This window comes from Streptomyces sp. NPDC048565 (assembly GCF_040650935.1).
In the GTDB taxonomy this organism is placed as follows: domain Bacteria; phylum Actinomycetota; class Actinomycetes; order Streptomycetales; family Streptomycetaceae; genus Streptomyces.
In genome coordinates this window covers 299,574-319,443 of record NZ_JBEZIH010000004.1, presented here as the reverse complement: position 1 = coordinate 319,443, position 19,870 = coordinate 299,574, and the positions used below count along the sequence as shown (strand labels likewise).

Below are 19,870 nucleotides of genomic sequence, written 5' to 3'. Positions count from 1 at the left end.
CTACGTCCTGCCGACCGCCGGTTCGGGTACGGCGTCCCGGGCCGCGGCCGTCTCCTCCCCGGGACCGGGCCGTTCGGTCACGCCCGGGTCGCCCGCGTCGCCCGGGTCGCCGCCACCGGGCGCCTGGAGCCTGCGCGGACCGGCCAGGGCGTAGGTCAGCCCGAAGCCCATGGCCACCACCGTCGCACCGCCGACCGCGTCCAGCACCCAGTGGTTGCCGGTGGCGACGATGGTGGAGACCGTGAACAGCGGGTGCAGCAGCCCCAGGACCTTCATCCAGGTCCTGGGCGCGAGCAGGAGGATCACCACACCGCACCACAGCGACCAGCCGAAGTGCAGCGACGGCATCGCCGCGTACTGGTTGGTCATCGCGGTCAGCGCCCCGAAGTCGGGGCTGTCGAGGTCCTGCGCGCCGTGGACGGTGTCGATGAAGCCGAGCCCCGGCATCAGGCGCGGCGGCGCCAGCGGGTAGAGCCAGAAGCCGACGAGGGCCAGGACGGTGGCGAAGCCGATGGAGCTGCGCGCCCAGCGGTAGTCCGACGGCCGGCGCACGTACAGCACACCGAGAATCGTGAGCGGCACGATGAAGTGGAACGTCGAGTAGTAGTAGTCGAAGAAGTCGCGCAGCCAGGGGATGGCGACGACGGTGTGGTTCGCCCAGTGCTCGATGTCGATGTGCAGCCACTGCTCTGCGGAGTGGATCTGCCGGCCGTGGGCCTCCGCGGTGGGACGTCCCACCGCCGCGGCGAGCCTGACCTTCGCGTACGCGGAGTAGACGACCCGGATGAGCAGGAGTTCGAGGAGCAGGTTGGGGCGGCTGAGCACCCGGCGCCAGAGCGGCACCAGCGGCACCCACGCGTAGCGCGCCGGGACCGGCTTCGCGTAGTCGGTGGGGACGGGCCGCTGCCAGTGGGGCGAGGTGCGGGACAGGAACGGCACGACGCAGGCCGCCCCGAGCGCGGCTATGAGCAGCACGTTGTCCCGTACGGGCAGGACCACGCCGACGTTCGGCAGCAGCATCTTCCCCGGCAGGGTCAGCACGAGCACCACGACGGCGGGCCAGACCAGGCGGTCCGAGGCCTTGGTTCCGGCGCGGCCGACGACGGCCAGCAGCACCCAGAGCAGCTGGTGCTGCCAGGCGGTGGGCGACACGGCGACGGCGACGCAGCCCGTGACGGCGACGGCGAGGAGCAGCTGCCCGTCACGCGCGTAGCGTGCCGCGCGGCGCAGACCGACGAGGACGACGACGGCGGCCAGCACCAGGAACAGGGCGATCTCCAGGGGGCCCTGGAGCCCGAACCGCAGCAACGCGCCGTGCAGGGACTGGTTGGACAGGTCGTCCGGGCTCGCACCGAGTCCGGCGCCGGCCACATGGTGCACCCAGTACGCCCAGGAGTCGCCCGGCATCACCGCCCAGGCAAGCGCCGTACAGACGGCGAACGTGGCACCGCCGCTCACGGCGGCCCTGCGTCTGCCGGTCAGCCAGAACAGGACGGCGAAGAGCAGGACGGCCGGCTGGAGGGCGGCGGCGACACCGGTCAGTACGCCGGGGAGCCGCTCACCGCGGACCGCGAAGCAGGCCAGGAGCACCAGCAGGACCGGCAGGATGCTGGTCTGGCCCAGATGCAGGGTGGTGCGGACCGGCAGCGACACCATCAGCAGGGTGATCGCGACGGGCGCCGCCAGGAACGCCGTGCGCCGGCTCACCGGTGCGGGCAGGGCCCGTACGGCGACGAAGCCCAGCAGCACGACGAGCAGCAGCGAACCGAAGGTCCATACGACGCCGAGTGCCTGCTGGGCCGAGATCGTCAGCGGCCGCAGCACAAGACCGGCGAACGGCGTCCCGGTGAACCGCCCCGGGTCGTAGAGGGAGCCCGAGATGTGCAGGACCCCGGTCGCGCCGGTCCAGGTCTCCAGATCGATGAGGCGTTCGCCGGGCGGCCTGCGCAGCACCACCGCCACCTGCCGTATCGCCAGGACACCGACCAGCAGCCAGAGGACAGCTCTGGCCGTCGCGGCTCTGGGATCCTTCGTCTCCGCCGCCGCGTCCCCCCGCACACTGCGCTCCACATCAGCCACGCTGCGCCGACCCTCCCGTTTGTGTTCTGTGCACTGTCCCCTCGGCCCGGGTATGTGCGGATGAAGCCTCGCATTGTCCTATGAGGTAGACACCATCAACCCCCTCTTAGCCTGTCCGTCACCACTGATTTGCCGAAAAGAATGCCGGCGACCCGAACTTCTTTCCGCAGAATGACCCCCATGACCTGGACCGTGACCCCCGAGCACTTCGGCAGCCCCGAGGCGGCCCTGCTGCGCCGGGACTACTACGACGAGGTGGCGAGCCGCTACTGGGGCCGGCCGGCGACCACTGCGGAGATCGACGACGGTCTCAGGGACGACGGCGTAGAACAGCTCGCTCCGCCGACCGGGGAGTTCCTTGTGGGCAGGTACGACGGCAGGCCGGCGAGCTGCGTGGGCCTGCGGCTGGTCGACACCGCGACCGCGGAGCTGACCCGGGTGTTCGTCCGGCCCGCGTTCCGCTCGACGGGCGGTGGCGGACTGCTGCTCGCGGGCATCGAGCGCGCCGCGCGGGCGTACGGGGTGCGGCGGATCCGGCTGGACACCCGTGACGACCTGGTGGAGGCGCGGGGGCTGTACGCGAAGCACGGATACGGGGAGATACCGGCGTTCAACGAGGACCGCTACGCGGAGCACTGGCTCGCCAAGGAGCTCTGAGCCCGGCGGCCGGGCCGCCTGCCGGTCGAGCGGCCCGGTCACCCTTGGCACACCTGCCCGCCTGCCCGCCTGCCCGCCTGCCCGCCGAGTCGCCTGCCCGCCGAGTCGCCCGTCACCCTCGGGCCGTCGGCGGGGCGGTCGCCGTCAGCCCGCCGAGTGGTCGCGGCGTGGTTCGGGCATGTGCGGGCGCTCACTGCTCGATCCGCTCACCTCGGCCGACAGCTCCGTCACCAGGCGGATCAGATCGGTGGGCCGCTCGGGACCCCACCAGTCGCCCAGCAGCTCGGCCAGGGACTCCTCGCGGGCCTTGGAGAGCCGGACCACGGCCTGTGCGCCCTGCTCGGTGAGCACCAGCTGCACCCCCTCGCGCCGGGCGAAGCCACGCCCCTCCACCTGACTGGCGGCCGCGGTGATCACCCTGAGCGGCACGGGGGCCACTTCGGCCAGCCGGCCGGGTTCGACGGTCCCGTGCCGTCTGATGCGCAGCAGCAGCCAGCTGGCGGCGGGCTGGAGGTCGTATCCCGCCTTCGCGGTGATCTTCTCGTAGATCTCCCGGCGCCCCTCACGGGTGGCGAGCACCGACAGCGCGCGGGCGCACTCGTCGTACGAGGAGCGCTGGACCGGGTTCGATGCCAGCGTCTCGCTGGGGTCGGGCGCCGTCACCGAACCGCGCAGGGGCTCCTCCCTGAGGAACCAGGCGAGGACGAAGGCGACGAGGACGACGGGGGCCGCGTAGAGGAAGACATCGGTGATCGAGGTCGAGTAGGCGCTCAGCACCGAGGGGCGCAGACTCGCCGGGAGCCGCCCGAGGGCACGGGGGTCGGCGGCCAGTGTCCCGGAGTCGACGCCCGGTGGCAGGGAACGGCCGCTGAGCGCCTCGTCGAGTTTGCCGGTGAGCCGGTTGGTGAAGATGGTGCCGAACACGGCCACGCCGAAGGACGCGCCGATGGACCGGAAGAAGGTCGCTCCCGAGGTGGCGACGCCGAGGTCCTCGTAGCCGACGGAGTTCTGCACGATCAGCACGAGCACCTGCATCACCAGGCCGAGTCCGGCGCCGAAGACGAAGAAGCACAGGCTCATCGTCCAGGTGGAGCTGGACTCGGAGAGCGTGTGGAGCAGCAACAGGCCGATCCCGGTGACGGCGGTGCCCGCGATCGGGAAGACCTTCCAGCGGCCCGTCCGGCTGACGATCTGTCCGGAGCCCGTCGAGGTGAGGAGCAGTCCGAAGACCATGGGCAGCATGTGCACACCGGACAGGGTCGGGGTGATGCCGTGCACGACCTGGAGGAAGGTCGGCAGATAGGTCATGGCTCCGAACATCGCGAAGCCGATGACGAAGCTGATGGCGGCGACGAGGCTGAAGGTCCGCTGCTTGAACAGCTTCAGCGGCAGCACCGGCTCGGCCGCCCGGCGTTCGGTCGCGACGAACGCGACGAGGAGCGCCACGGCGAGGACCGCGAGGATGATGATCTGCGCGGAGCCCCAGGCCCAGGTGGTCCCGCCGAGTGAGGCGACGAGGATCAGACAGGTGGCGACGGAGGCGATGAGGAAGGTGCCCAGGTAGTCGATGGTGTGCTTGGTGCGACGGACCGGGATGTGCAGGACCGTGGCGATGACGAGCAGAGCGACGATGCCGACGGGCAGGTTGATGTAGAAGACCCAGCGCCAGCTGAGGTGCTCGGTGAAGAAGCCGCCGAGCAGTGGCCCCAGCACGCTGGTCACACCGAACACCGCACCGAAGAGACCCTGGTACTTGCCTCGTTCGCGTGGGGTGACGATGTCGCCGACGATGGCCATCGACAGCACCATGAGACCGCCGCCGCCGAGCCCCTGGAGAGCTCGGAAGCCGATCAGCTGCGGCATGTTCTGGGCCATGCCGCAGAGCGCGGAGCCGATGAGGAAGATGACGATGGCCGTCTGGAAGAGCCGCTTGCGCCCGTACTGGTCGCCGAGCTTGCCCCAGAGCGGGGTTGCCGCGGTCGCCGCCAGCAGATAGGCGGTCACCACCCACGACAGATGGTCGAGGCCGCCCAGTTCGCTGACGATCGTGGGCAGGGCGGTCGACACGATGGTCTGATCGAGTGCCGCGAGCAGCATGCCGAGCAGCAGTGCGCCGATGGACACCAGGACACTGCGCCGGGACCGCCCCTCACCGGGTGCAAGGTGTGGCGGGCTCAACTGCTGGGCCATGAGCATCTCCTCGGGTCCGCTTCACCCCCATCCTGGCCGTTCTATGCTGTTATGGCCTGCCGAGCAGCGTACGGCCGTGGGGGCTCCCGCACGGCGGCCTGCATAATCGCAGGCAGTTCAATGGGGAGGGGAACCCACGATGACCGGACACGTGTGCCCGGAGTGCGGCGGCGAGCAGAGCGTGAACCCCGGGGCGGGGTGCGCCTGCGGAGCGCGTACGCCTGAGCCGGACGCCCGGCCGGCACAGAGCGCGACGGCGGGAGCCGCGGCGGAGCGGACCACGGCGGCGGAGATCGCGGCGGCGGAGGACTTCGACCCGCTGCGGATCCGGCCGTACGTGACGCTGAGCAGCGAAGACACCCAGGATCACGGCGCCCCCGCGGCGGCCACGACGATGCCGCTCTTCCTGGAAGGCGCCGCGGGCGGGTCCGGGGCGCCGGGGGACACGCCGGGCGGGCCGCCGGGCACCGCCGCCGCCGACGAGGCCCACAGGCGTACCGCCGCCGCCTACGCGGGCGGTGGCCCCGATCCCGTGCAGCCACGCCGTCGGCGGCCGTTCGCCGCCATCGCCGTAGGTGCGGCGGTGGCCGCCGTGGTGGGCACGGCCGCTTTCGCGAGCGGCCTGTTCGACGACAAGGACAGCCGGGACGCGGCGCTGCCCGAGGCCACGACGAGCATGCCGGACACGGACGGTGGCCCGGCCGCGTCCGTGTCGCAGTCACCGTCATCGTCATCGTCCCCCTCTCCGTCGGCCACGCCGTCCCGCTCGGCGTCCGCGTCGCCCTCCGCGTCCGCCTCGGCGTCGACGAGCCCGTCCGCGTCGCGTCCGGCGACCGCTTCGACGTCGCCGTCCCCGTCGGCTTCCGCGACGAAGGCCCCCGCCACGACCGCGGCGGCGGCGCCCGTCGACGAGGCGGCAACCGGGCCCACCCTGCGGCGCGGGGACCGGGGTCCGGAGGTCTCCGAGCTCCAGCGTCGGCTTCAGGAGGTCTGGGCGTACCGGGGGCCCGAAAACGGCGACTACTCGCGCCAGGTGGAGGAGGCTGTCGCCGAATACCAGCGTTGGGTGTCGGTCCAGGGCGATCCGCCGGGCGTGTACGGCCCGGAGACCCGGCGCGCCCTGGAGGCGCGGACCAGCGGCAGGGGGCACCGGCCCTGAGGGGGCCGGGGGCGAGGGGCGTGAGCCGGGGCGTGAGCCGGGGCGCGCGATTGGCGTTTCCGCCCCGCTTTTTGTATCGTGATGGAACAAAGTAGCCTCCGCCCGTTTTCCCTGACCGGCGGGCGGGGCTACTTGTTTCCTCCCTTTCTCCACCCACAGCTGTGAGCTGTTCCCCCGCGCTCTGGAGCATGCCGATGCCGGCCACCGTCCTCGAAGCCCGCGCCCTCCTGCTGGACATGGACGGCACCCTGGTGAATTCCGACGCGGTGGTGGAGCGCTGCTGGCGCCGCTGGGCCGCCACCCAGGGCCTCGACCCCGAGGCCGCGCTGAAGGTGGTCCACGGCCGCCAGGGCTACGCCACGATGGCCGCCCTGCTGCCGGACCGCCCCATGGAGCAGAACTACGCGGAGAACCGCGTCATGCTCGCCGAGGAGACCGCCGACACGGACGGCGTGGTGCCCGTCGGCGGCGCCACCGCCTTCATGGCGTCGATCGCCGGCCTCCCCCACGCACTCGTGACCTCGGCCGACGAGGCGCTCGCCCAGGCACGGATGACGGCCGCCGCCCTGCCGATGCCCAAGACCCGCGTCACCGCCGAGATGGTCGGCGCGAGCAAGCCGGACCCCGAGGGCTTCCTCAAGGGCGCGGCCGAACTGGGCTTCGAACCTGCGGACTGCATCGTGTTCGAGGACTCCGAGGCAGGCATCATGGCGGGCCGTGCGGCCGGCATGCGCGTCGTGGGCGTCGGCCCGCGCGCTGCGGCGCTCTCCCCCGACGCCCACGTCGAGGACCTGACGCGGCTCCGGGTGGAGCAGGGCACGGACGGCACGGTCCGCCTGCACATCACCGCCGCCCGGTAGCTCCCGCCCCACCCCCGCTCACTCCCGGCGCAGCGCCCTTCGCGCGACCGGCACGAGCGCGACGGCGACGGCCTGCACCGCCTTCAGCACGACCAGGACGAACAGCCGCACGGCGCCCACCCCACCGGTGAGGCGCCGTGCAGCAGCATGCCGACGAAGGCCCCGGACAGGGTGACGAGCCCCCCGGTCCGGGTCTGATCGAGCCCCGGCAGCAGCGCGTCCGACGCCGCGGGGCGTCCGATCTCCAGCCTGGCGTCCCGGTCGGGCAGACCGAGCGCCCTCCCGGCCTCCGCCTCCCCCCGCCGCGCCCCGGCCCGTCCGCCGCGCGTGAGCAGCACGCCGGGTGGATCCCGGTGAGCAGCACGCCGGGCACGGGACAGCCCGATGCAGCCCCAAGAGGGTCCGGACCCACCAAGAACTGGCGGCCCGTCACCCCTCCACCTCGAACACCCTTCGGACGGGACGTCAGACCGACCGCCCTACCCCTTGATGTGACGTGCGCATGTCGTCACTCTGTTACCTGGCGACCATCCCATCGAAACCCGGCGCCGCCACGATGGCCTGGCTCCGCAGGTCGCCCGCTCAACATCCCCCCACATCAAGGGAGTTCGAATGTCCGGTATCTACGCGCGTCGCATAGCCGTCCTCGTGGCCTCGGCCGCGCTCGCCGCCACCAGCGGGCTCCTCACGGCCCCGACCGCCCAGGCCGCGATGCCCACCCCGATCGCCGCCTCGACCGCCCGTACGTATCTGAGCCAGCTCACCGTCTCCGCCGAGGGCTCATCCTCCGGCTACAGCCGCGACAAGTTCCCGCACTGGATCACCCAGTCGGGCAACTGCAACACCCGCGAGGTGGTGCTGGAGCGCGACGGCAGCGATGTCGTCCAGGACTCCGCCTGCGCCGCGACCAGCGGCAGCTGGTACTCGGAGTACGACGGCGCCACCTGGACCGCGGCCTCCGACCTGGACATCGACCACATGGTCCCGCTCGCCGAGGCCTGGCGCTCAGGGGCCAGCAGCTGGACCAACGACCAGCGCCAGGCCTACGCCAACGACCTGACGCGTCCTCAGCTCATCGCCGTCACCGACAACGTCAACCAGTCCAAGGGCGACAAGGACCCGGCGGAGTGGCTCCCGTCGCGCACGGCGTACCAGTGCACCTACGCCCGCGCCTGGGTGCACGTGAAGCACTACTACGACCTCAGCGTCGACTCCGCCGAGAAGACCGCACTGCAGTCCGCCCTGAACGGCTGCTGACCCGCCTCCCCGCCCCGGCGGAACCAACCCGCCCTCCTCCGTCGTTCCGTACCCTACGGAGCCACTGGTCACAGCGACGCGAGGAGGGCACACATGGCCGGGCTACGCCTGGGACCACTGCTGAGGTACGTCGACTGGGAGTCCGGCTCACGGGCGACGGTCTGGGTGGAGGCGACCAGGCCCTGCACGGCGGAGGTCCGCTGCGCGGACGGTGCGGGCGGGGCCTCGCCCACGTTCGCGGTCCAGGGCCACCACTACGCCCTGGTGGTGGTGACGGGCCTGACGCCCGGCTCGACCACGCCCTACGAGGTGCTGCTCGACGACCACCGCGTATGGCCGCCCGAGGACCACAGCTTCCCGCCGAGCACCATCACCACACCAGCCGTGCCACAGCCGGAGGACGCGGATCCTGTCCGGGTCGCGTTCGGATCCTGCCGCTGGGCCGCCCCGCCCCCCGCCGGACACAGGCACGGGCACGGCCCGAACTCCCGGCGGCACCCGGGCGGGACAGACCCCTCCCGGAGCTCACGGCTACAGGATCCCATCGGCCCCGACGCGCTGGACGCACTCGCCGCTCACCTCGCCTCCGACCCCGAGGCGATACGCCCGGACGTCCTCCTGCTCCTCGGCGACCAGGTGTACGCGGACGAGACCTCGCCGGCCACCCGCCGACGGCTGGCCGCCCGCCGCGACCTCAACGAGCCGCCGGGCGCGGAGGTCGCGGACTACGAGGAGTACACCCACCTCTACGACGAGTCCTGGCGCGACCCGGAGGTGCGGTGGCTCCTGTCCACGGTGCCCAGCTGCATGATCTTCGACGACCACGACGTCATCGACGACTGGAACACCAGCGCCGCCTGGGTCCAGGACATGCGGCGCACACCGTGGTGGCACGAGCGCATCGTCAGCGGGTTCATGTCGTACTGGGTCTATCAGCACCTCGGCAATCTCTCCCCCGACGCCCTGGAGGCCGACCCGGTCTACGCCGCGGTGCGCGCGGCCACGGACGGCACGGAAACCCTGCGCGCCCACGCCGCGGCGGCGGACGCCGAGCCTTCACGGACCCGTTGGAGCTACCGGCGTGTTTTCGGCCGAGTACGGCTGCTGATGGTGGACACCCGGGCGGCCCGATCCCTGGACGAACAGCAGCGGTCGATGCTCCGCGACGAGGAGGAACGCTGGCTGCGCGACGAGATGCTCGCGGACGCCGGTGCGTACGACCATCTCCTGGTCGGCACCTCGCTGCCGTGGCTGCTGCCGCCCCTCATCCATGACGCGGAGACCTGGAACGCGGCGCTGTGCCGGGGCGACCGGGGCGCACGCTGGGCGCGCCTCGGGGAGAAGGTCCGCCGGGCCGCTGACCTGGAACATTGGGCCGCTTTCCCGGAGTCCTTCCGTCGCCTGTCCGAGCTGCTGAGGGAGGCAGGACGCGGACCCGGCGCTCCCGCGACGATATGTGTGCTCTCGGGTGATGTGCACCACGCCTACATCGCCGAACCCCAGTGGTCCGATTGCACCACCGACACCACTCCCACCGCACGCGTCCTGCAACTGACCTGCTCCCCCGTGCACAACTCGATCCCCGGGTACGTACGCGCCGGATTCCGTTTCGGCTGGAGCGGGGCCGGCCGGTGGCTCGGGCGCGCTCTCTCGCTCCACGGGCGGACCGGGCGCCCTCCGATGCACTGGCGCAGGGAGGGTGGACCATGGTTCGGCAATCAGCTCATGACCCTCACCCTGCATGGCCGGAAAGCAGAGCTGACATTGGTTCAGGCCAGAGCACGACCTGCTGGAGCACAGCTCGAGACGGTACTGGAGCGGTCACTGACCAGGAACGGATGAACCGTTTTCAGCCACTCGACAGAATGTTGAACTTGCAAGTAATAATGAGGTCACCCTAACCTGATGGGCCCCCGATCGGTTCACGTCCCCAGACCGAAGGAGCCCCGTCCCCATGTTCCTACGCCTGAACCGGGCCCAGCCCTACACTCTCGGCCTTTTTCGCATCATCATCGGCTTCCTCTTCGCCTGCCACGGCGCCGCCTCGCTCTTCGGAGTCTTCGGCGGCTCCATGGGCGGCGGGAGCATACCCGTCGGCACCTGGCCCGGCTGGTACGCGGCCGTGATCCAGCTCGTCGGCGGAATCCTGGTCATGATCGGCCTCGGAACCCGCGTCGCCGCCTTCATCTCCTCCGGCTCCATGGCCTACGCGTACTTCACGGTGCACCAGCCTGACGCCCTGCTCCCCCTTCAGAACGGCGGGGAGGCCCCCGCGGTCTTCTGCTGGACCTTCCTGCTGCTGGTCTTCACGGGCCCCGGCGCACTCTCCCTGGACCAGCTGTTCTTCTCGCGCGGCCGCTCCGCGCAGGAGAGCGAGCCCGCGCACGAGAAGCCGCACGCCGTCTCCGCCTGATCCCGCACTCCCTTCCGCCCCGGTCCCCTTCCCTACGAGGGGGCCGGGGCGGAAGCGCGAGCAGGGCGCGCCGAAAAGCGACGGCCGTACGTGACCTGCACGACATCCGCCGCCCACCCGGTGAATACCTGGTGAACCGGGTGAACGGCAGGCGTACGCTGTACAGCTGCTGACCCTGCCGCTCCTGCCGCTCCCCTGCGACGTCGCGGCGTTGACACGGAATCACGGGAACGGGGAGTAGAAAGTGCTCGAGAGTGTGGGTGCGCTGACCGGCAGCCCATGGATCTACGCAGTGGTCGCCCTCTCGGTGCTTCTGGACGTGTTCCTGCCGCTCCTCCCCAGCGGCGTACTGGTGATCACCGCGGCCACCGCCGCGGCAGCCAGCACGACCACGGTCACCGCCGCGGCCGGTGGGACCACCCCGCCGCAGGTGCCCTCGCTGCTGGTGCTGACCCTCTGCGCCGCCACCGCGTCGGTGCTCGGCGACCTCGTGGCCTACCGTCTCGCCTGGCGCGGTGGCGAACGCCTCGACCGGGCCATCGCCAGGTCCCGCCGCCTCACCTCCGCGCAGGACCGTCTCGGCGTGGCCCTCAGCCGAGGCGGAGGGGCGCTGGTCGTCGTCGCCCGGTTCGCCCCTGCGGGCCGCTCCGTCGTCTCCCTGGGCGCGGGCGCCGCGCACCGCAAGGTGAAGGAATTCCTGCCCTGGTCGGCCGTGGCCGGAGTGGCCTGGGCGGTCTACAGCGTGGGCCTCGGCTACTTCGGCGGCCAGTGGCTGGGCGCGGGCTGGCTGGGCACGGCCGTCTCGGTCCTCGCCCTGTTCCTGGCGGGCGCCCTCGCGGCGCTGGTGGTCCGCCGCCCCGCCCACACCTCGGAGGCGGTCCCAGCCCCGGCGGCCGGGACCCCGGCCAGGACCTGACGGCACGGGCGGACGCTCGGTCGCTCGGGCGGACGCCCAGGACCGGGCGGACGCTCAGGACCGGGCCGCGCCCCGTATCTCCAGGCCGTCCAGCAGCCGCTGGGTGGCCTCGGTGATCTCGTCCACGGCCCGGTCGAAGACCTCCTGGTTGTGCGCGGCGGGCGCGCGGAAGCCCGACACCTTGCGCACGTACTGCAGGGCGGCGGCTCTCATCTCCTCCTCGGTGGCCTCTTCGGGGATGGCTGGGGGACGAAGCGTCTTGATGCTGCGGCACATGTCTCCATTGTGCGACGCACCACTGACATCGTGCCTGAGCGTGACCGCGACGCGGTCGGCCCCTACGCTCCCTGCCGGTCGTCCCCCAGCCGCTCGATCGCCGGGATGACGTAGCTCCCGTCGAGAACGGCCTGGTCGGGCAGGTGGAGCCGGAGAACGGGCCGGAAGCGGCCGGCCGGGACCGGCAGCCAGTTCGCCGTGTCGGCCTGGTCCGCGGGCGGTTCGGCGGACAGGTGCAGCGTCAGCGCCCCGTCGGCGTCGTGGACGAGCCCGGCGGTCCGGCTCCCGATCGTGTACCGGTCCGCCGCGTTCGCGACCAGATGACCTCCGGGGCTGTCGTACGCGGTCAGCGACCAGAACGCCCGGACCGGGGGCGGCTGCGCGAAACGCAGCGCATAGCGGTGGGCGCCCTCCAACGGGCGGCCCCCGGAGTCGCGGGCGGTGTGCGCGTACACCGCCTCGTACCCATGGGGCAGCCAGCGCCCTCGCCGTGCCGCCACCGCCCTGACCAGGTACGACGCCTGGCGTCCTGGAAGCCTCCACTCCGGCGTGCCGAGCGTGCCGACACCGAAGTGGTCCAGGTTGTAGTCACGCAGGTGCGGAGTCATCTGCCAGCCCGCCGCCGCCGTGGGCCGGCGGGCCGCCTCCTCCACCCGCAGCCTGCCGAGCGCGAGTCCCCGCCTCAGCGCCCGTACGAGGCCCGGCCCGGGCGACACGTACGGCGAGATCCCCTCCTCCAGGAGCCCGAGCGGCTGGAAGCGGTCCTGGTAGGCGCGATCGGCCGCGGCCGGCGGGAAATCGGCCATCCACACCCGGAGCTCCTCGAAGAACCGCAGTTCCCCCGGCACCCCGGGCTCCGTCGCGGGGAGTCCGGTCCGGTGCGCACGGTCGCCCAGATGCGTGAGGGTGAGCTCCTGCTGGAGCGCCCTGACCCTGGGCATGTCATCGGGCCCGTCGCAGGCGAGGCGGCCGAGTACGGAGATGACGGAGGTGGGGGCGTCGATCACCCCGGACCCCTCGGGCACGGTGCCGGCCCAGCCGGGCGGCACGACCAGCCAGTCGCCCTCGTCGGGGCCTGTCCGGTCACCGAGGTAGGCGAAGACGTTGCTCCACGCGTCGACGAACTGGAGGACGTGGTACGCCCCGCCCATGTCCGGGACGTGCAGCCTGACCGGCCCTCCTGAGAGGTCGAGCTGGGCGAGCGCGTCGACCAGGTCGGCGGGGGCGTAGGGGGTGTGCGTACGGGGCGTGGCGGGCCCGTCCGCGTGCGCGAAGTCGTTGAACGGCGCGGGCGCCAGCTCCCCGTAGCCCTCCTGGAGGCCTGCCTGGACCGCCGAAAGCCGGCGGACGAGCGGGGACCCGTAGACGTACGCGTCGGCGGCCAGCGCCGTGGTCGCGTCCGGTTCCATGCCGCCTCGGCCCTGGTTCACGTCAGATGACCGGCTTCACCCGGTGGGCGCACAGGGCCCAGATCACGAAGGTGTCGAGCGCGATGGAGATGACCGCCCACAACGGCTGGTACGGCAGCCAGATGAAGTTGGCGACCAGATTCAGCGCGGCCAGCGCCAGGCCCACCCCCCAGGCCCAGGCGACGCCCTTGAGGATGCCCCACCCGACGAGCACCAGGAACACCCCGAGGATCAGGTGGATCCATCCCCAGGCGGTGATGTCGAACTTGAACGTGTAGTTGCTGATGCGCGTGTACACAGCGTCGGAGGCGATGCCCGCGATCCCCTTGACGACGGCGAGGATGCCGTCGACCAGGAGCACGACACCGGCGAACATGACCCCGCTCGACGCCCAGGGGCTGTCGGGGCCGGGAGCGGAAGGAGGCCGTGGGGAGTCAGGCGTGGAAGGCCCTGAGGAGCGAGGGGCGGAAGCTGACTGGCTCATGGGATTCCTCCACTCGACGAGCTGCCACGCACTGCTGCGGGCAGCTCCGACCCTGTGCGAGGACAGCGCCGGCCACGACCCGGAAGCGCCCGTCCGGGTGACAGCCCACCTCCCGCTCAGGGGCCTCCGACGGTCACGACCTGCCCCTGTGCGTCGACGGTGAGCGCCACCCGCTCGACGTCGTTCGTCAGCACAAGGACCCCCCACACGACGCCCCAGAGGCAGCACGTGAAGACGGTCAGAAAGGCGTGCAGCACATGGTTGACCGGCTGTCCCCGCACCAGCACCGCCTGGCTTCCCGACCGGGACTCCACCCGCCATCCGGCAGCGACCCGCCGGCTCACCACCCAGTCCAGGATCAGGCCCCTCTGTGTGGCGTCCGGTGCGCCCGTGCTCGCTCCGTAGTAGCCGGGCGGCGGTTCGAGTGATGCCTCGCGGGGGTGTCCCGCACAGCGGTGTCCCGCACGACGACGCTTCACGGAGCTCACCTCCAGGTGTCGAGGTCTCCGCCCCGCCACTCGATCAACTCCGGCTGGTCCAGGTCGATCTCCTCGGCCCCCCGCGCCAGCCCGGCCTGCCGGAGGAACGAGGCGACCTCCCCGCGTCCGTGCGCAAGACCGACGATCTGCCCGCGCACGGTCACCCGCCGCCCGCCGGTCGGCGAGGGCGGGTACACGATCACGGGCGGATGTCCTGACATGCCTCCACGGTCCCCCGTGCCCCGTCGCCTCGCATCCCGGGGCCGTCAGGAGCGGCCGGGACCCGGCGCCGCAGCAGGAACGGGGTGGTCAGCAGCAGGAGGGCCGCCGCCCCGATGGCCGCGCGCGTACCGATGACGGCGGCCAGCACGCCCCACGCGGCCGTGAGCACCGCGATGGCCGCCGTACTCGAAACCGTCCACGCGGTCAGCACCCGCGCCACGCGCTCGGCCGGTACGTGTTCGAGCCGGTGGGTGGCGAAGAGCGGGTTGAAGACGCCCATGCACGCGATGAGGCCGAGTTCGACCAGGATCACCAGCACGACACCGGCGGCGCCCGGGGTGACGAGGACCAGCCCCATGAGCCACACCGAGCGCAGCACGCCCGACCACAGCAGGACGCGGGCCCTGCCGAAGCGGGTCTGCAGCCGCGGTGCGGCCTGGGCGCCGATGAGCCCGCCGACGCAGGGGAGGCCGAAGGCCAGGCCGTACTGCCACGCCGCCCAGCCGAGATCGCCGAGGAAGAGGACGGCGCACAGCGGTTCCGTGGCCATGATCAGGGCGTTCACCGCGACGGTGTTCAGGAACAGCGGCCGCAGCTCGGGGTCGGCCAGGATGAAACGCCAGCCGTCGAACAGATCGGCTGCGCGCAGCCGGGAGCCCCTGGCCCCCGCCGCCGGCACCGTCCCGGGTTCACGCTGCCGGATCGCGAGGATCCCGGCGGCGGAGAGCAGGAACCCGACGGCGTTCGCGACGACGGTCACCGCCGGACCGATGAGGCTGATGGCGGCCCCGCCCAGGGTGGGACCCACCGCTGTGGCGGTCCAGGTGGTCGACTCGAAGCGGCCGTTGGCGACGAGCAGCTGACCGGGCCGTACGAGCGTCTTGAGATAGGCGCCGCTCCCCGAGGTGAAGGCGATGTTCGCGGCGGCCGAGACGACGGAGACCAACAGCAGCTGTGAGTACGTCAGCACCCCGAGGCCGAAGGCGACGGGGATGCTGCACAGCGCGGCGAAGCGTACGAGGTCGGCCGCCACCATGACGGGCTTCTTCGGCCGCCCCTCCACCCAGGGCCCCAGAGGCAACGCGAGCACCGCTCCCACGGCGAGCCCCGCGGCGGCGAGGCCGGAGACGGCGGCGGGCCCCACGTGCAGCACCTGGAGGGCGATCAGGGGCAGGGCACCGAAGCCGAGCCAGGTCCCCAGGGTGCTCGCGGCGTACGCCGACCACAGCCATCCGAAGGGCCTCCCGAGCCGCTGCCGCCCACCCGTCGCACTCTGCGCCGTGCCCTTCGCCGCGCTCTTCGTCGCACTTCTCATCGCACTCCTCGTCACAACGAACGGTTGACGGCGAGGATTGGACCAGCAACGACACCGCCGGAGCCAACAACCGACGCGCCCCACACCACAACCTCCGGTTGTGCGGTCCTACAGTGGCCGGATGGACCTGGAGGGAGTGCGGACGTTCGTCGTCACGGCAGACGTGGGCCAGTTCCAGGAAGCCGCGTACGAGCTGTCGGTCAGCCAGCAGGCCGTCTCCAAACGGGTGGCCGCCCTGGAGCGCCGTCTCGGCGTCCAGCTGTTCGCGCGCACCGCCCGGGGCGCGCGGCTGACGCTCGACGGCCAGGCGTTCCTGCCGTACGCCCGCGAGCTGCTCCGGGCCGCCGACCGCGCGGCGGCATCCGTACGCCCTGGCGAACGCGCGCTGAGGGTCGACGTGCTCAACCGCAGCATCGCCCCCGCGGTGGCCCTCCAGGGCTTCTACCAGGAGAACCCGGGTATCGACCTGGATGTGGTGACCCTCTTCACCAGCGGGGTCGACACGGCGATCGAGGCCGTGCGGACCGGTGAGATCGACGCGACGTTCAGGGCCGTCCCGTATCCGGCGGACGCCCTGCCCGCCGACGTCGTCGTGGAACCGGGCCTGGACGCCCCCGTGGAACTCCTCGCCGGTCCTCACCACCCGCTGAGCCGGGCCGAGACGCTCACACCCCGCCGGCTGCGGGGCCACCGCCTCTGGATCCCGGGCATCGTGCCCGGCACCGAATGGGCGGCGTACTACGACCAGTTGTCCGAGGCGTTCGGCCTGCGCATCGACGCGATCGGCCCGCACTTCGGCACAGCCGCCCTGCTGGACACACTGGCTGACTCCGACGACCTGGCCACGCTGGTGGGCGCGGGCGACCGTTACGTCTGGCCGGCCGGTCACGGCCTCCGCCGCATCCCGCTCCGCGATCCGGTCCCGGTCTACCCGCACGCGCTGGTCCGCCGCCGGGACAACCCGCACCCGGCTCTCGCGTCACTGCGCGCCTACCTGGCGGCGAACCGGCCGAAGACGGGGGGCGAACGCTGGAGACCGAACTGGCTCGACCAGCGGGCGGACCGACATGGCGTGGAGGAACAGTGAGCGCAGGCAGCCGCGGAGTACTGGGAGTCGTGGGCACGGCGACCGACGGGGTGGAGACACTGCGTACGGGGCTGGTCGAGCCGGCCGTCGCGCGGGGCTGGCAGGTGACCGTGACCCTCACACCGAACGCGGGCCGATGGCTGAGGGCGAACGGTGAGTGGGACCGACTGGAGTCGCTGACCGGTTTCCCGGTGCGCGACACCCCCCGTCTGCCGGCCGAGCCCCGCCCCCACCCGGTCGCCGACTGCCACGTCGTCGCACCCGCCAGCGCGAACTACGTCGCCAAGCTGGCTGCGGGCATCGCCGACAACCAGGCCCTGACGCAGGTGGGCGAAGCGCTCGGCACGGCCGGCGTCCCGGTGGTCGTGTTCCCCCGGATCAACGCGGCACATGCCCGGCATCCTGCCTGGGACGGCCACATCGAGGCACTGCGCCGGGCGGGCGTGGAGCTGGTGTACGGGGCGGACGTCTGGCCCCTGTACGAACCGCGGGAGGGCCCGGCGACCCGGGAGCTCCCCTGGGCGGCGATCCTGGGACACCCGGCCGTGGGACCTCGCTGAGGACGCGGTCAGCCGCTCTGCTCGGGCCCCGCCGATCCCTCACGCCGTTCACGCCGCGCACGCGCGCGGTCATGGGCCTCCCGGAGCAGCCGGCGGACCACCGCTTCGGTCCTGGGCCCCGGGTTCACCACGGCGAGCCAGGCCGCGGAACCGTACACGGGATGCGCGATCACGGTGTCGACGGCCCCGGGGTCATCGCCGGGACCCGGCTCGCCCTGCGCGCCCGGCGCGTGACCGGTCCAGGTACCGAACGCCTCTTTCCCCGCCGTTACGTTGACGCGAAAGGCGTCCGGCCGGTCCAGGCGCGACCGCTCGTCGCCCGGGTAGTTCTTCGTCACGATCGTCGCGAACGGCTGAGTCGCCCGCGGGACGACGCCGTCCGGAGCGTGGTAGAAGAACGCGTCCCCCCAGCTGATCTCCGGTGAACCGTCGCCAGGTACCGGCCTGACGGTCAGGACACCGTCGAGGCCTTCCACGAATTCGATGATCTCGTCGATGGTCATGTGCTCAAGCGTTTCATTAAGGTGCATGTGGAGACTTCGCCCCGCTTTTCGAAGGACAGCCAGGTGACAACCCTCAAGTCGCCCAAGTCACCGGCCATGCGGACGGTCGATGTCGCACGGCGCGCCGGGTACTCCGTCCAGCAGGTCCGCCACCTCCAACGTGACGGTGTCCTCCCGCCCTCGACACGCACGGCTACGGGCTACCGGATCTACGGGGAGCCGCACCTGCGGTCGGCACTGGCCTACCGGGCTCTCGCGGCGGGCACGGGCCCGGTCGAGGCCAAGCGGATCATGCGTACCGTGCACGAGCGCCCGGTCGCGGAAGCACTGGCCCTGCTCGACGCGGCACACGCACGGCTCGACCGGGAGCGTACGGACCTGGAACGCGCCAAGGAGGCCGCCGCGGCGATCTCCGCCGAACAGATCGAAGACGTACGCGCATCGGACGCGCTGAGCGTCTCCGAACTCGCCGCCGCGCTCGGTGTGCGCCCGTCGACCCTGCGGCACTGGGACGCCGAGGGGCTGGCCGTTCCGGACCGGGTCCCCCCACGGGACACGCGTCGCTACTCGCCGGCCCAGACGCGGGACGCCCGGATCGTGCACCAACTACGCAGCGCCGGTTACGGCGTCGAGGCGCTCCGGGCCTTGATGCCGGACCTGCGACACGGGCAGGGGCGACACGGACAGGGGCGACACGGACAGGCGCACGGAGACCTCGAAGCCGCCCTGGCCGCCAGGGACGCGAGCATCACGACCCGCTCCCGAGCCCTGCTGGACGCGGCAGCCCCACTCTCCGCAATCCTCGCGGGGCCCGCCGATCACTGACGTAGGCTCCCTGTTCGCATGCGGAGCATGCACGGACGAGGGGGCGGTTCATGAGTGATTCCCAGCGCATGGAAGCGGACGCGGAAGCCGGGGACGGCACGCCCGGCAGCGACCCACGAAGACGGGGCCTGCTCGCACGTGCGGGAATCATCGCGCTCGTCCTGGCGGTACCGGCCGGCGCTTTCGTCTGGCTGTTCCAGGACGAACTCTTCCACCCCTTCGGCGACGCACGCGCCTGCGACGGCAGCGACGCGCAACTGTCGGGCCTGCTGGGCCCCGGGGGCATACCGTTGCCCGCCGACGCGTCCGACGTCCACTACTACACGCAGAACGGGCGCACCGAAGTCTCGTTCCTGAGCGGCCGGATACCGGACTTCCTCCACCGCGCGGGCTTCGTCCCCGACGGCACATCTCCGTTCGACGCCGAGCACGACCACCGCTACGCGATCGGCGAGAACGAGACCGAACTCCCGGCCGGCCTGTGCGGCTCCGGCGCCCGGGCCCCTCTGGTGACCTATTCCGGCTCGGCGGCCGAGATCCTGGTGGAACGTTCCCCTTTCACCGCCGACCGGTTCCGCGCCCCGGCACGCGCGATCGTCACGTACAACACCCCCTGACGGCTCGGCAGACCGCTCGTCACCAGCGGGCGACGAGCGTCTCCTCCTCACCCCGGCTGCGGTACAGCCAGGTGGTACCCGGCGGTGCGGCCCCGGTCAGGTAGCCGACGATGGGCTCACGCTGTATCGCGCTGTCCAGCTCACCGAGCAGCTTCAGGGCGTCGGGCAGGGGGAAGAAGGCGGCCTGCTCGATGTCATCGTCCTGCGGCGCGACATCCCCCGACCACTCGCCGACCTCAAAGGCGACGGCCAACGCCGAAGGGTGCCGCTCGGAGTCGATGTGCATGAGGAACGCTGTACGCACCGGGTCACCCACCAGCAGCCCTGTCTCCTCCAGCAGCTCGCGCCGGAGGGCTTCGTGCATGAGCTCACCGTCCTCGACTCCACCTCCGGGCAGGGACCACAGAAGGCCCCCGTCGACACCGAGCCCCTCGCGCACGAGCAGGATCTCGTCGCCTCGGCGAATGATGCCGATGACCAACTGCACACGGGGCGTCGGGGCCTTCATTTCCTCTTCTGTCATGCCGCAGACCGTAGATGACGGGCCGTTACCCGGCAGCAT

The 19,870-nt window shown here is 71.8% G+C and carries 21 protein-coding genes and 1 pseudogene; 11 read left to right on the top strand and 11 right to left on the bottom strand.

What is annotated here, in order from left to right:
* A complete protein-coding gene (locus AB0C75_RS07685; protein ID WP_362888080.1) occupies positions 1-2,079 on the bottom strand; it encodes a bifunctional glycosyltransferase 87/phosphatase PAP2 family protein in 2,079 nt (692 codons plus the stop codon).
* Positions 2,080-2,259: 180 nt separating this feature from the next.
* On the opposite strand from AB0C75_RS07685, the gene AB0C75_RS07680 reads away from it, so the two are divergent.
* The gene (locus tag AB0C75_RS07680; RefSeq protein ID WP_362888078.1) at positions 2,260-2,736 is read left to right on the top strand and encodes a GNAT family N-acetyltransferase; all 477 of its coding nucleotides are present in this window, start codon (positions 2,260-2,262) and stop codon (positions 2,734-2,736) included.
* Between the two features lie 144 nt (positions 2,737-2,880).
* Here AB0C75_RS07680 and AB0C75_RS07675 read toward each other — a convergent pair whose 3' ends face one another.
* The gene (locus AB0C75_RS07675; protein ID WP_362888076.1) at positions 2,881-4,926 is read right to left on the bottom strand and encodes an MDR family MFS transporter; all 2,046 of its coding nucleotides are present in this window, start codon (positions 4,924-4,926) and stop codon (positions 2,881-2,883) included.
* A gap of 139 nt (positions 4,927-5,065) precedes the next feature.
* On the opposite strand from AB0C75_RS07675, the gene AB0C75_RS07670 reads away from it, so the two are divergent.
* Together AB0C75_RS07670 and AB0C75_RS07665 are read left to right on the top strand one after the other, a co-directional pair.
* Positions 5,066-6,085, top strand: a complete 1,020-nt coding sequence (locus AB0C75_RS07670; protein ID WP_362888075.1) for a peptidoglycan-binding domain-containing protein — start codon at positions 5,066-5,068, stop codon at positions 6,083-6,085.
* A gap of 194 nt (positions 6,086-6,279) precedes the next feature.
* Positions 6,280-6,945, top strand: coding sequence for an HAD-IA family hydrolase (locus tag AB0C75_RS07665; RefSeq protein ID WP_362888073.1), 666 nt, complete (start codon positions 6,280-6,282; stop codon positions 6,943-6,945).
* 18 nt (positions 6,946-6,963) lie between these two features.
* Here the strand turns inward: AB0C75_RS07665 and AB0C75_RS07660 are convergent.
* Positions 6,964-7,250: pseudogene (locus tag AB0C75_RS07660) on the bottom strand (ABC transporter permease); the annotation flags it as partial.
* A gap of 307 nt (positions 7,251-7,557) precedes the next feature.
* Between AB0C75_RS07660 and AB0C75_RS07655 the strand changes: the two are divergent.
* From AB0C75_RS07655 to AB0C75_RS07640, 4 genes are all read left to right on the top strand, one after another.
* On the top strand, positions 7,558-8,202 hold the full coding sequence (locus tag AB0C75_RS07655) for an HNH endonuclease family protein (protein ID WP_362888071.1): 645 nt from the start codon (positions 7,558-7,560) through the stop codon (positions 8,200-8,202).
* A gap of 93 nt (positions 8,203-8,295) precedes the next feature.
* A complete protein-coding gene (locus tag AB0C75_RS07650) occupies positions 8,296-10,044 on the top strand; it encodes an alkaline phosphatase D family protein (protein ID WP_362888069.1) in 1,749 nt (582 codons plus the stop codon).
* Between the two features lie 112 nt (positions 10,045-10,156).
* On the top strand, positions 10,157-10,615 hold the full coding sequence (locus tag AB0C75_RS07645; protein WP_362888068.1) for a DoxX family protein: 459 nt from the start codon (positions 10,157-10,159) through the stop codon (positions 10,613-10,615).
* A 244-nt stretch (positions 10,616-10,859) separates the two neighbouring features.
* Entirely contained in the window at positions 10,860-11,531 is a 672-nt protein-coding gene (locus tag AB0C75_RS07640) for a VTT domain-containing protein (RefSeq protein ID WP_362888066.1), read from the top strand.
* 54 nt (positions 11,532-11,585) lie between these two features.
* Here AB0C75_RS07640 and AB0C75_RS07635 read toward each other — a convergent pair whose 3' ends face one another.
* The 6 genes from AB0C75_RS07635 to AB0C75_RS07610 all read right to left on the bottom strand — a co-directional run bounded on the left by AB0C75_RS07635 (position 11,586) and on the right by AB0C75_RS07610 (position 15,716).
* On the bottom strand, positions 11,586-11,807 hold the full coding sequence (locus AB0C75_RS07635; RefSeq protein WP_362888064.1) for a DUF2277 domain-containing protein: 222 nt from the start codon (positions 11,805-11,807) through the stop codon (positions 11,586-11,588).
* A 62-nt stretch (positions 11,808-11,869) separates the two neighbouring features.
* Complete coding sequence (locus tag AB0C75_RS07630; RefSeq protein ID WP_362888062.1) at positions 11,870-13,216, bottom strand: DUF1254 domain-containing protein; 1,347 nt, start codon at positions 13,214-13,216, stop codon at positions 11,870-11,872.
* Positions 13,217-13,238: 22 nt separating this feature from the next.
* Entirely contained in the window at positions 13,239-13,700 is a 462-nt protein-coding gene (locus tag AB0C75_RS07625; protein WP_362888060.1) for a hypothetical protein, read from the bottom strand.
* Positions 13,701-13,816: 116 nt separating this feature from the next.
* Positions 13,817-14,179 carry a hypothetical protein gene (locus AB0C75_RS07620; protein ID WP_362888058.1) on the bottom strand — a complete coding sequence of 121 codons (363 nt, stop codon included), beginning with the start codon at positions 14,177-14,179 and terminating at the stop codon, positions 13,817-13,819.
* Positions 14,180-14,184: 5 nt separating this feature from the next.
* Positions 14,185-14,400 (bottom strand): hypothetical protein, encoded by a 216-nt coding sequence (locus AB0C75_RS07615; protein ID WP_362888056.1) that lies wholly within the window; start codon positions 14,398-14,400, stop codon positions 14,185-14,187.
* Entirely contained in the window at positions 14,379-15,716 is a 1,338-nt protein-coding gene (locus AB0C75_RS07610) for an MFS transporter (RefSeq protein WP_362888054.1), read from the bottom strand. Before AB0C75_RS07610 ends, AB0C75_RS07615 begins: the two co-directional genes overlap by 22 nt.
* Positions 15,717-15,837: 121 nt before the next feature.
* Here AB0C75_RS07610 and AB0C75_RS07605 point away from each other — a divergent pair, with 121 nt between their 5' ends.
* Positions 15,838-16,803 (top strand): LysR family transcriptional regulator, encoded by a 966-nt coding sequence (locus AB0C75_RS07605; RefSeq protein WP_362888053.1) that lies wholly within the window; start codon positions 15,838-15,840, stop codon positions 16,801-16,803.
* Complete coding sequence (locus AB0C75_RS07600) at positions 16,800-17,363, top strand: flavoprotein (protein ID WP_362888051.1); 564 nt, start codon at positions 16,800-16,802, stop codon at positions 17,361-17,363. The genes AB0C75_RS07605 and AB0C75_RS07600 overlap by 4 nt, the downstream gene beginning before the upstream one ends.
* An 8-nt stretch (positions 17,364-17,371) precedes the next feature.
* On the opposite strand, the gene AB0C75_RS07595 is transcribed toward AB0C75_RS07600, so the two are convergent.
* Positions 17,372-17,866 (bottom strand): DUF6194 family protein, encoded by a 495-nt coding sequence (locus AB0C75_RS07595; RefSeq protein WP_362888049.1) that lies wholly within the window; start codon positions 17,864-17,866, stop codon positions 17,372-17,374.
* Between the two features lie 63 nt (positions 17,867-17,929).
* Here AB0C75_RS07595 and AB0C75_RS07590 point away from each other — a divergent pair, with 63 nt between their 5' ends.
* Both AB0C75_RS07590 and AB0C75_RS07585 read left to right on the top strand, forming a co-directional pair.
* Positions 17,930-18,691, top strand: a complete 762-nt coding sequence (locus AB0C75_RS07590; protein ID WP_362888047.1) for a MerR family transcriptional regulator — start codon at positions 17,930-17,932, stop codon at positions 18,689-18,691.
* A 50-nt stretch (positions 18,692-18,741) separates the two neighbouring features.
* The gene (locus AB0C75_RS07585; RefSeq protein WP_362888045.1) at positions 18,742-19,308 is read left to right on the top strand and encodes a hypothetical protein; all 567 of its coding nucleotides are present in this window, start codon (positions 18,742-18,744) and stop codon (positions 19,306-19,308) included.
* A gap of 19 nt (positions 19,309-19,327) precedes the next feature.
* Here AB0C75_RS07585 and AB0C75_RS07580 read toward each other — a convergent pair whose 3' ends face one another.
* Positions 19,328-19,831, bottom strand: coding sequence for an NUDIX hydrolase (locus AB0C75_RS07580; RefSeq protein WP_362888043.1), 504 nt, complete (start codon positions 19,829-19,831; stop codon positions 19,328-19,330).
* Positions 19,832-19,870 lie beyond the last annotated feature (39 nt).

Coding starts and splice junctions, on each gene's coding strand:
- AB0C75_RS07680 (WP_362888078.1), top strand. CDS start 2,260: ATGACCTGGACCGTGACCCCCGAGCACTTCGGCAGCCCCGAGGCGGCC.
- AB0C75_RS07675 (WP_362888076.1), bottom strand. CDS start 4,926: ATGGCCCAGCAGTTGAGCCCGCCACACCTTGCACCCGGTGAGGGGCGG.
- AB0C75_RS07670 (WP_362888075.1), top strand. CDS start 5,066: ATGACCGGACACGTGTGCCCGGAGTGCGGCGGCGAGCAGAGCGTGAAC.
- AB0C75_RS07665 (WP_362888073.1), top strand. CDS start 6,280: ATGCCGGCCACCGTCCTCGAAGCCCGCGCCCTCCTGCTGGACATGGAC.
- AB0C75_RS07655 (WP_362888071.1), top strand. CDS start 7,558: ATGTCCGGTATCTACGCGCGTCGCATAGCCGTCCTCGTGGCCTCGGCC.
- AB0C75_RS07650 (WP_362888069.1), top strand. CDS start 8,296: ATGGCCGGGCTACGCCTGGGACCACTGCTGAGGTACGTCGACTGGGAG.
- AB0C75_RS07645 (WP_362888068.1), top strand. CDS start 10,157: ATGTTCCTACGCCTGAACCGGGCCCAGCCCTACACTCTCGGCCTTTTT.
- AB0C75_RS07635 (WP_362888064.1), bottom strand. CDS start 11,807: ATGTGCCGCAGCATCAAGACGCTTCGTCCCCCAGCCATCCCCGAAGAG.
- AB0C75_RS07630 (WP_362888062.1), bottom strand. CDS start 13,216: ATGGAACCGGACGCGACCACGGCGCTGGCCGCCGACGCGTACGTCTAC.
- AB0C75_RS07625 (WP_362888060.1), bottom strand. CDS start 13,700: ATGAGCCAGTCAGCTTCCGCCCCTCGCTCCTCAGGGCCTTCCACGCCT.
- AB0C75_RS07615 (WP_362888056.1), bottom strand. CDS start 14,400: ATGTCAGGACATCCGCCCGTGATCGTGTACCCGCCCTCGCCGACCGGC.
- AB0C75_RS07610 (WP_362888054.1), bottom strand. CDS start 15,716: ATGAGAAGTGCGACGAAGAGCGCGGCGAAGGGCACGGCGCAGAGTGCG.
- AB0C75_RS07605 (WP_362888053.1), top strand. CDS start 15,838: ATGGACCTGGAGGGAGTGCGGACGTTCGTCGTCACGGCAGACGTGGGC.
- AB0C75_RS07595 (WP_362888049.1), bottom strand. CDS start 17,866: ATGACCATCGACGAGATCATCGAATTCGTGGAAGGCCTCGACGGTGTC.
- AB0C75_RS07585 (WP_362888045.1), top strand. CDS start 18,742: ATGAGTGATTCCCAGCGCATGGAAGCGGACGCGGAAGCCGGGGACGGC.
- AB0C75_RS07580 (WP_362888043.1), bottom strand. CDS start 19,831: ATGACAGAAGAGGAAATGAAGGCCCCGACGCCCCGTGTGCAGTTGGTC.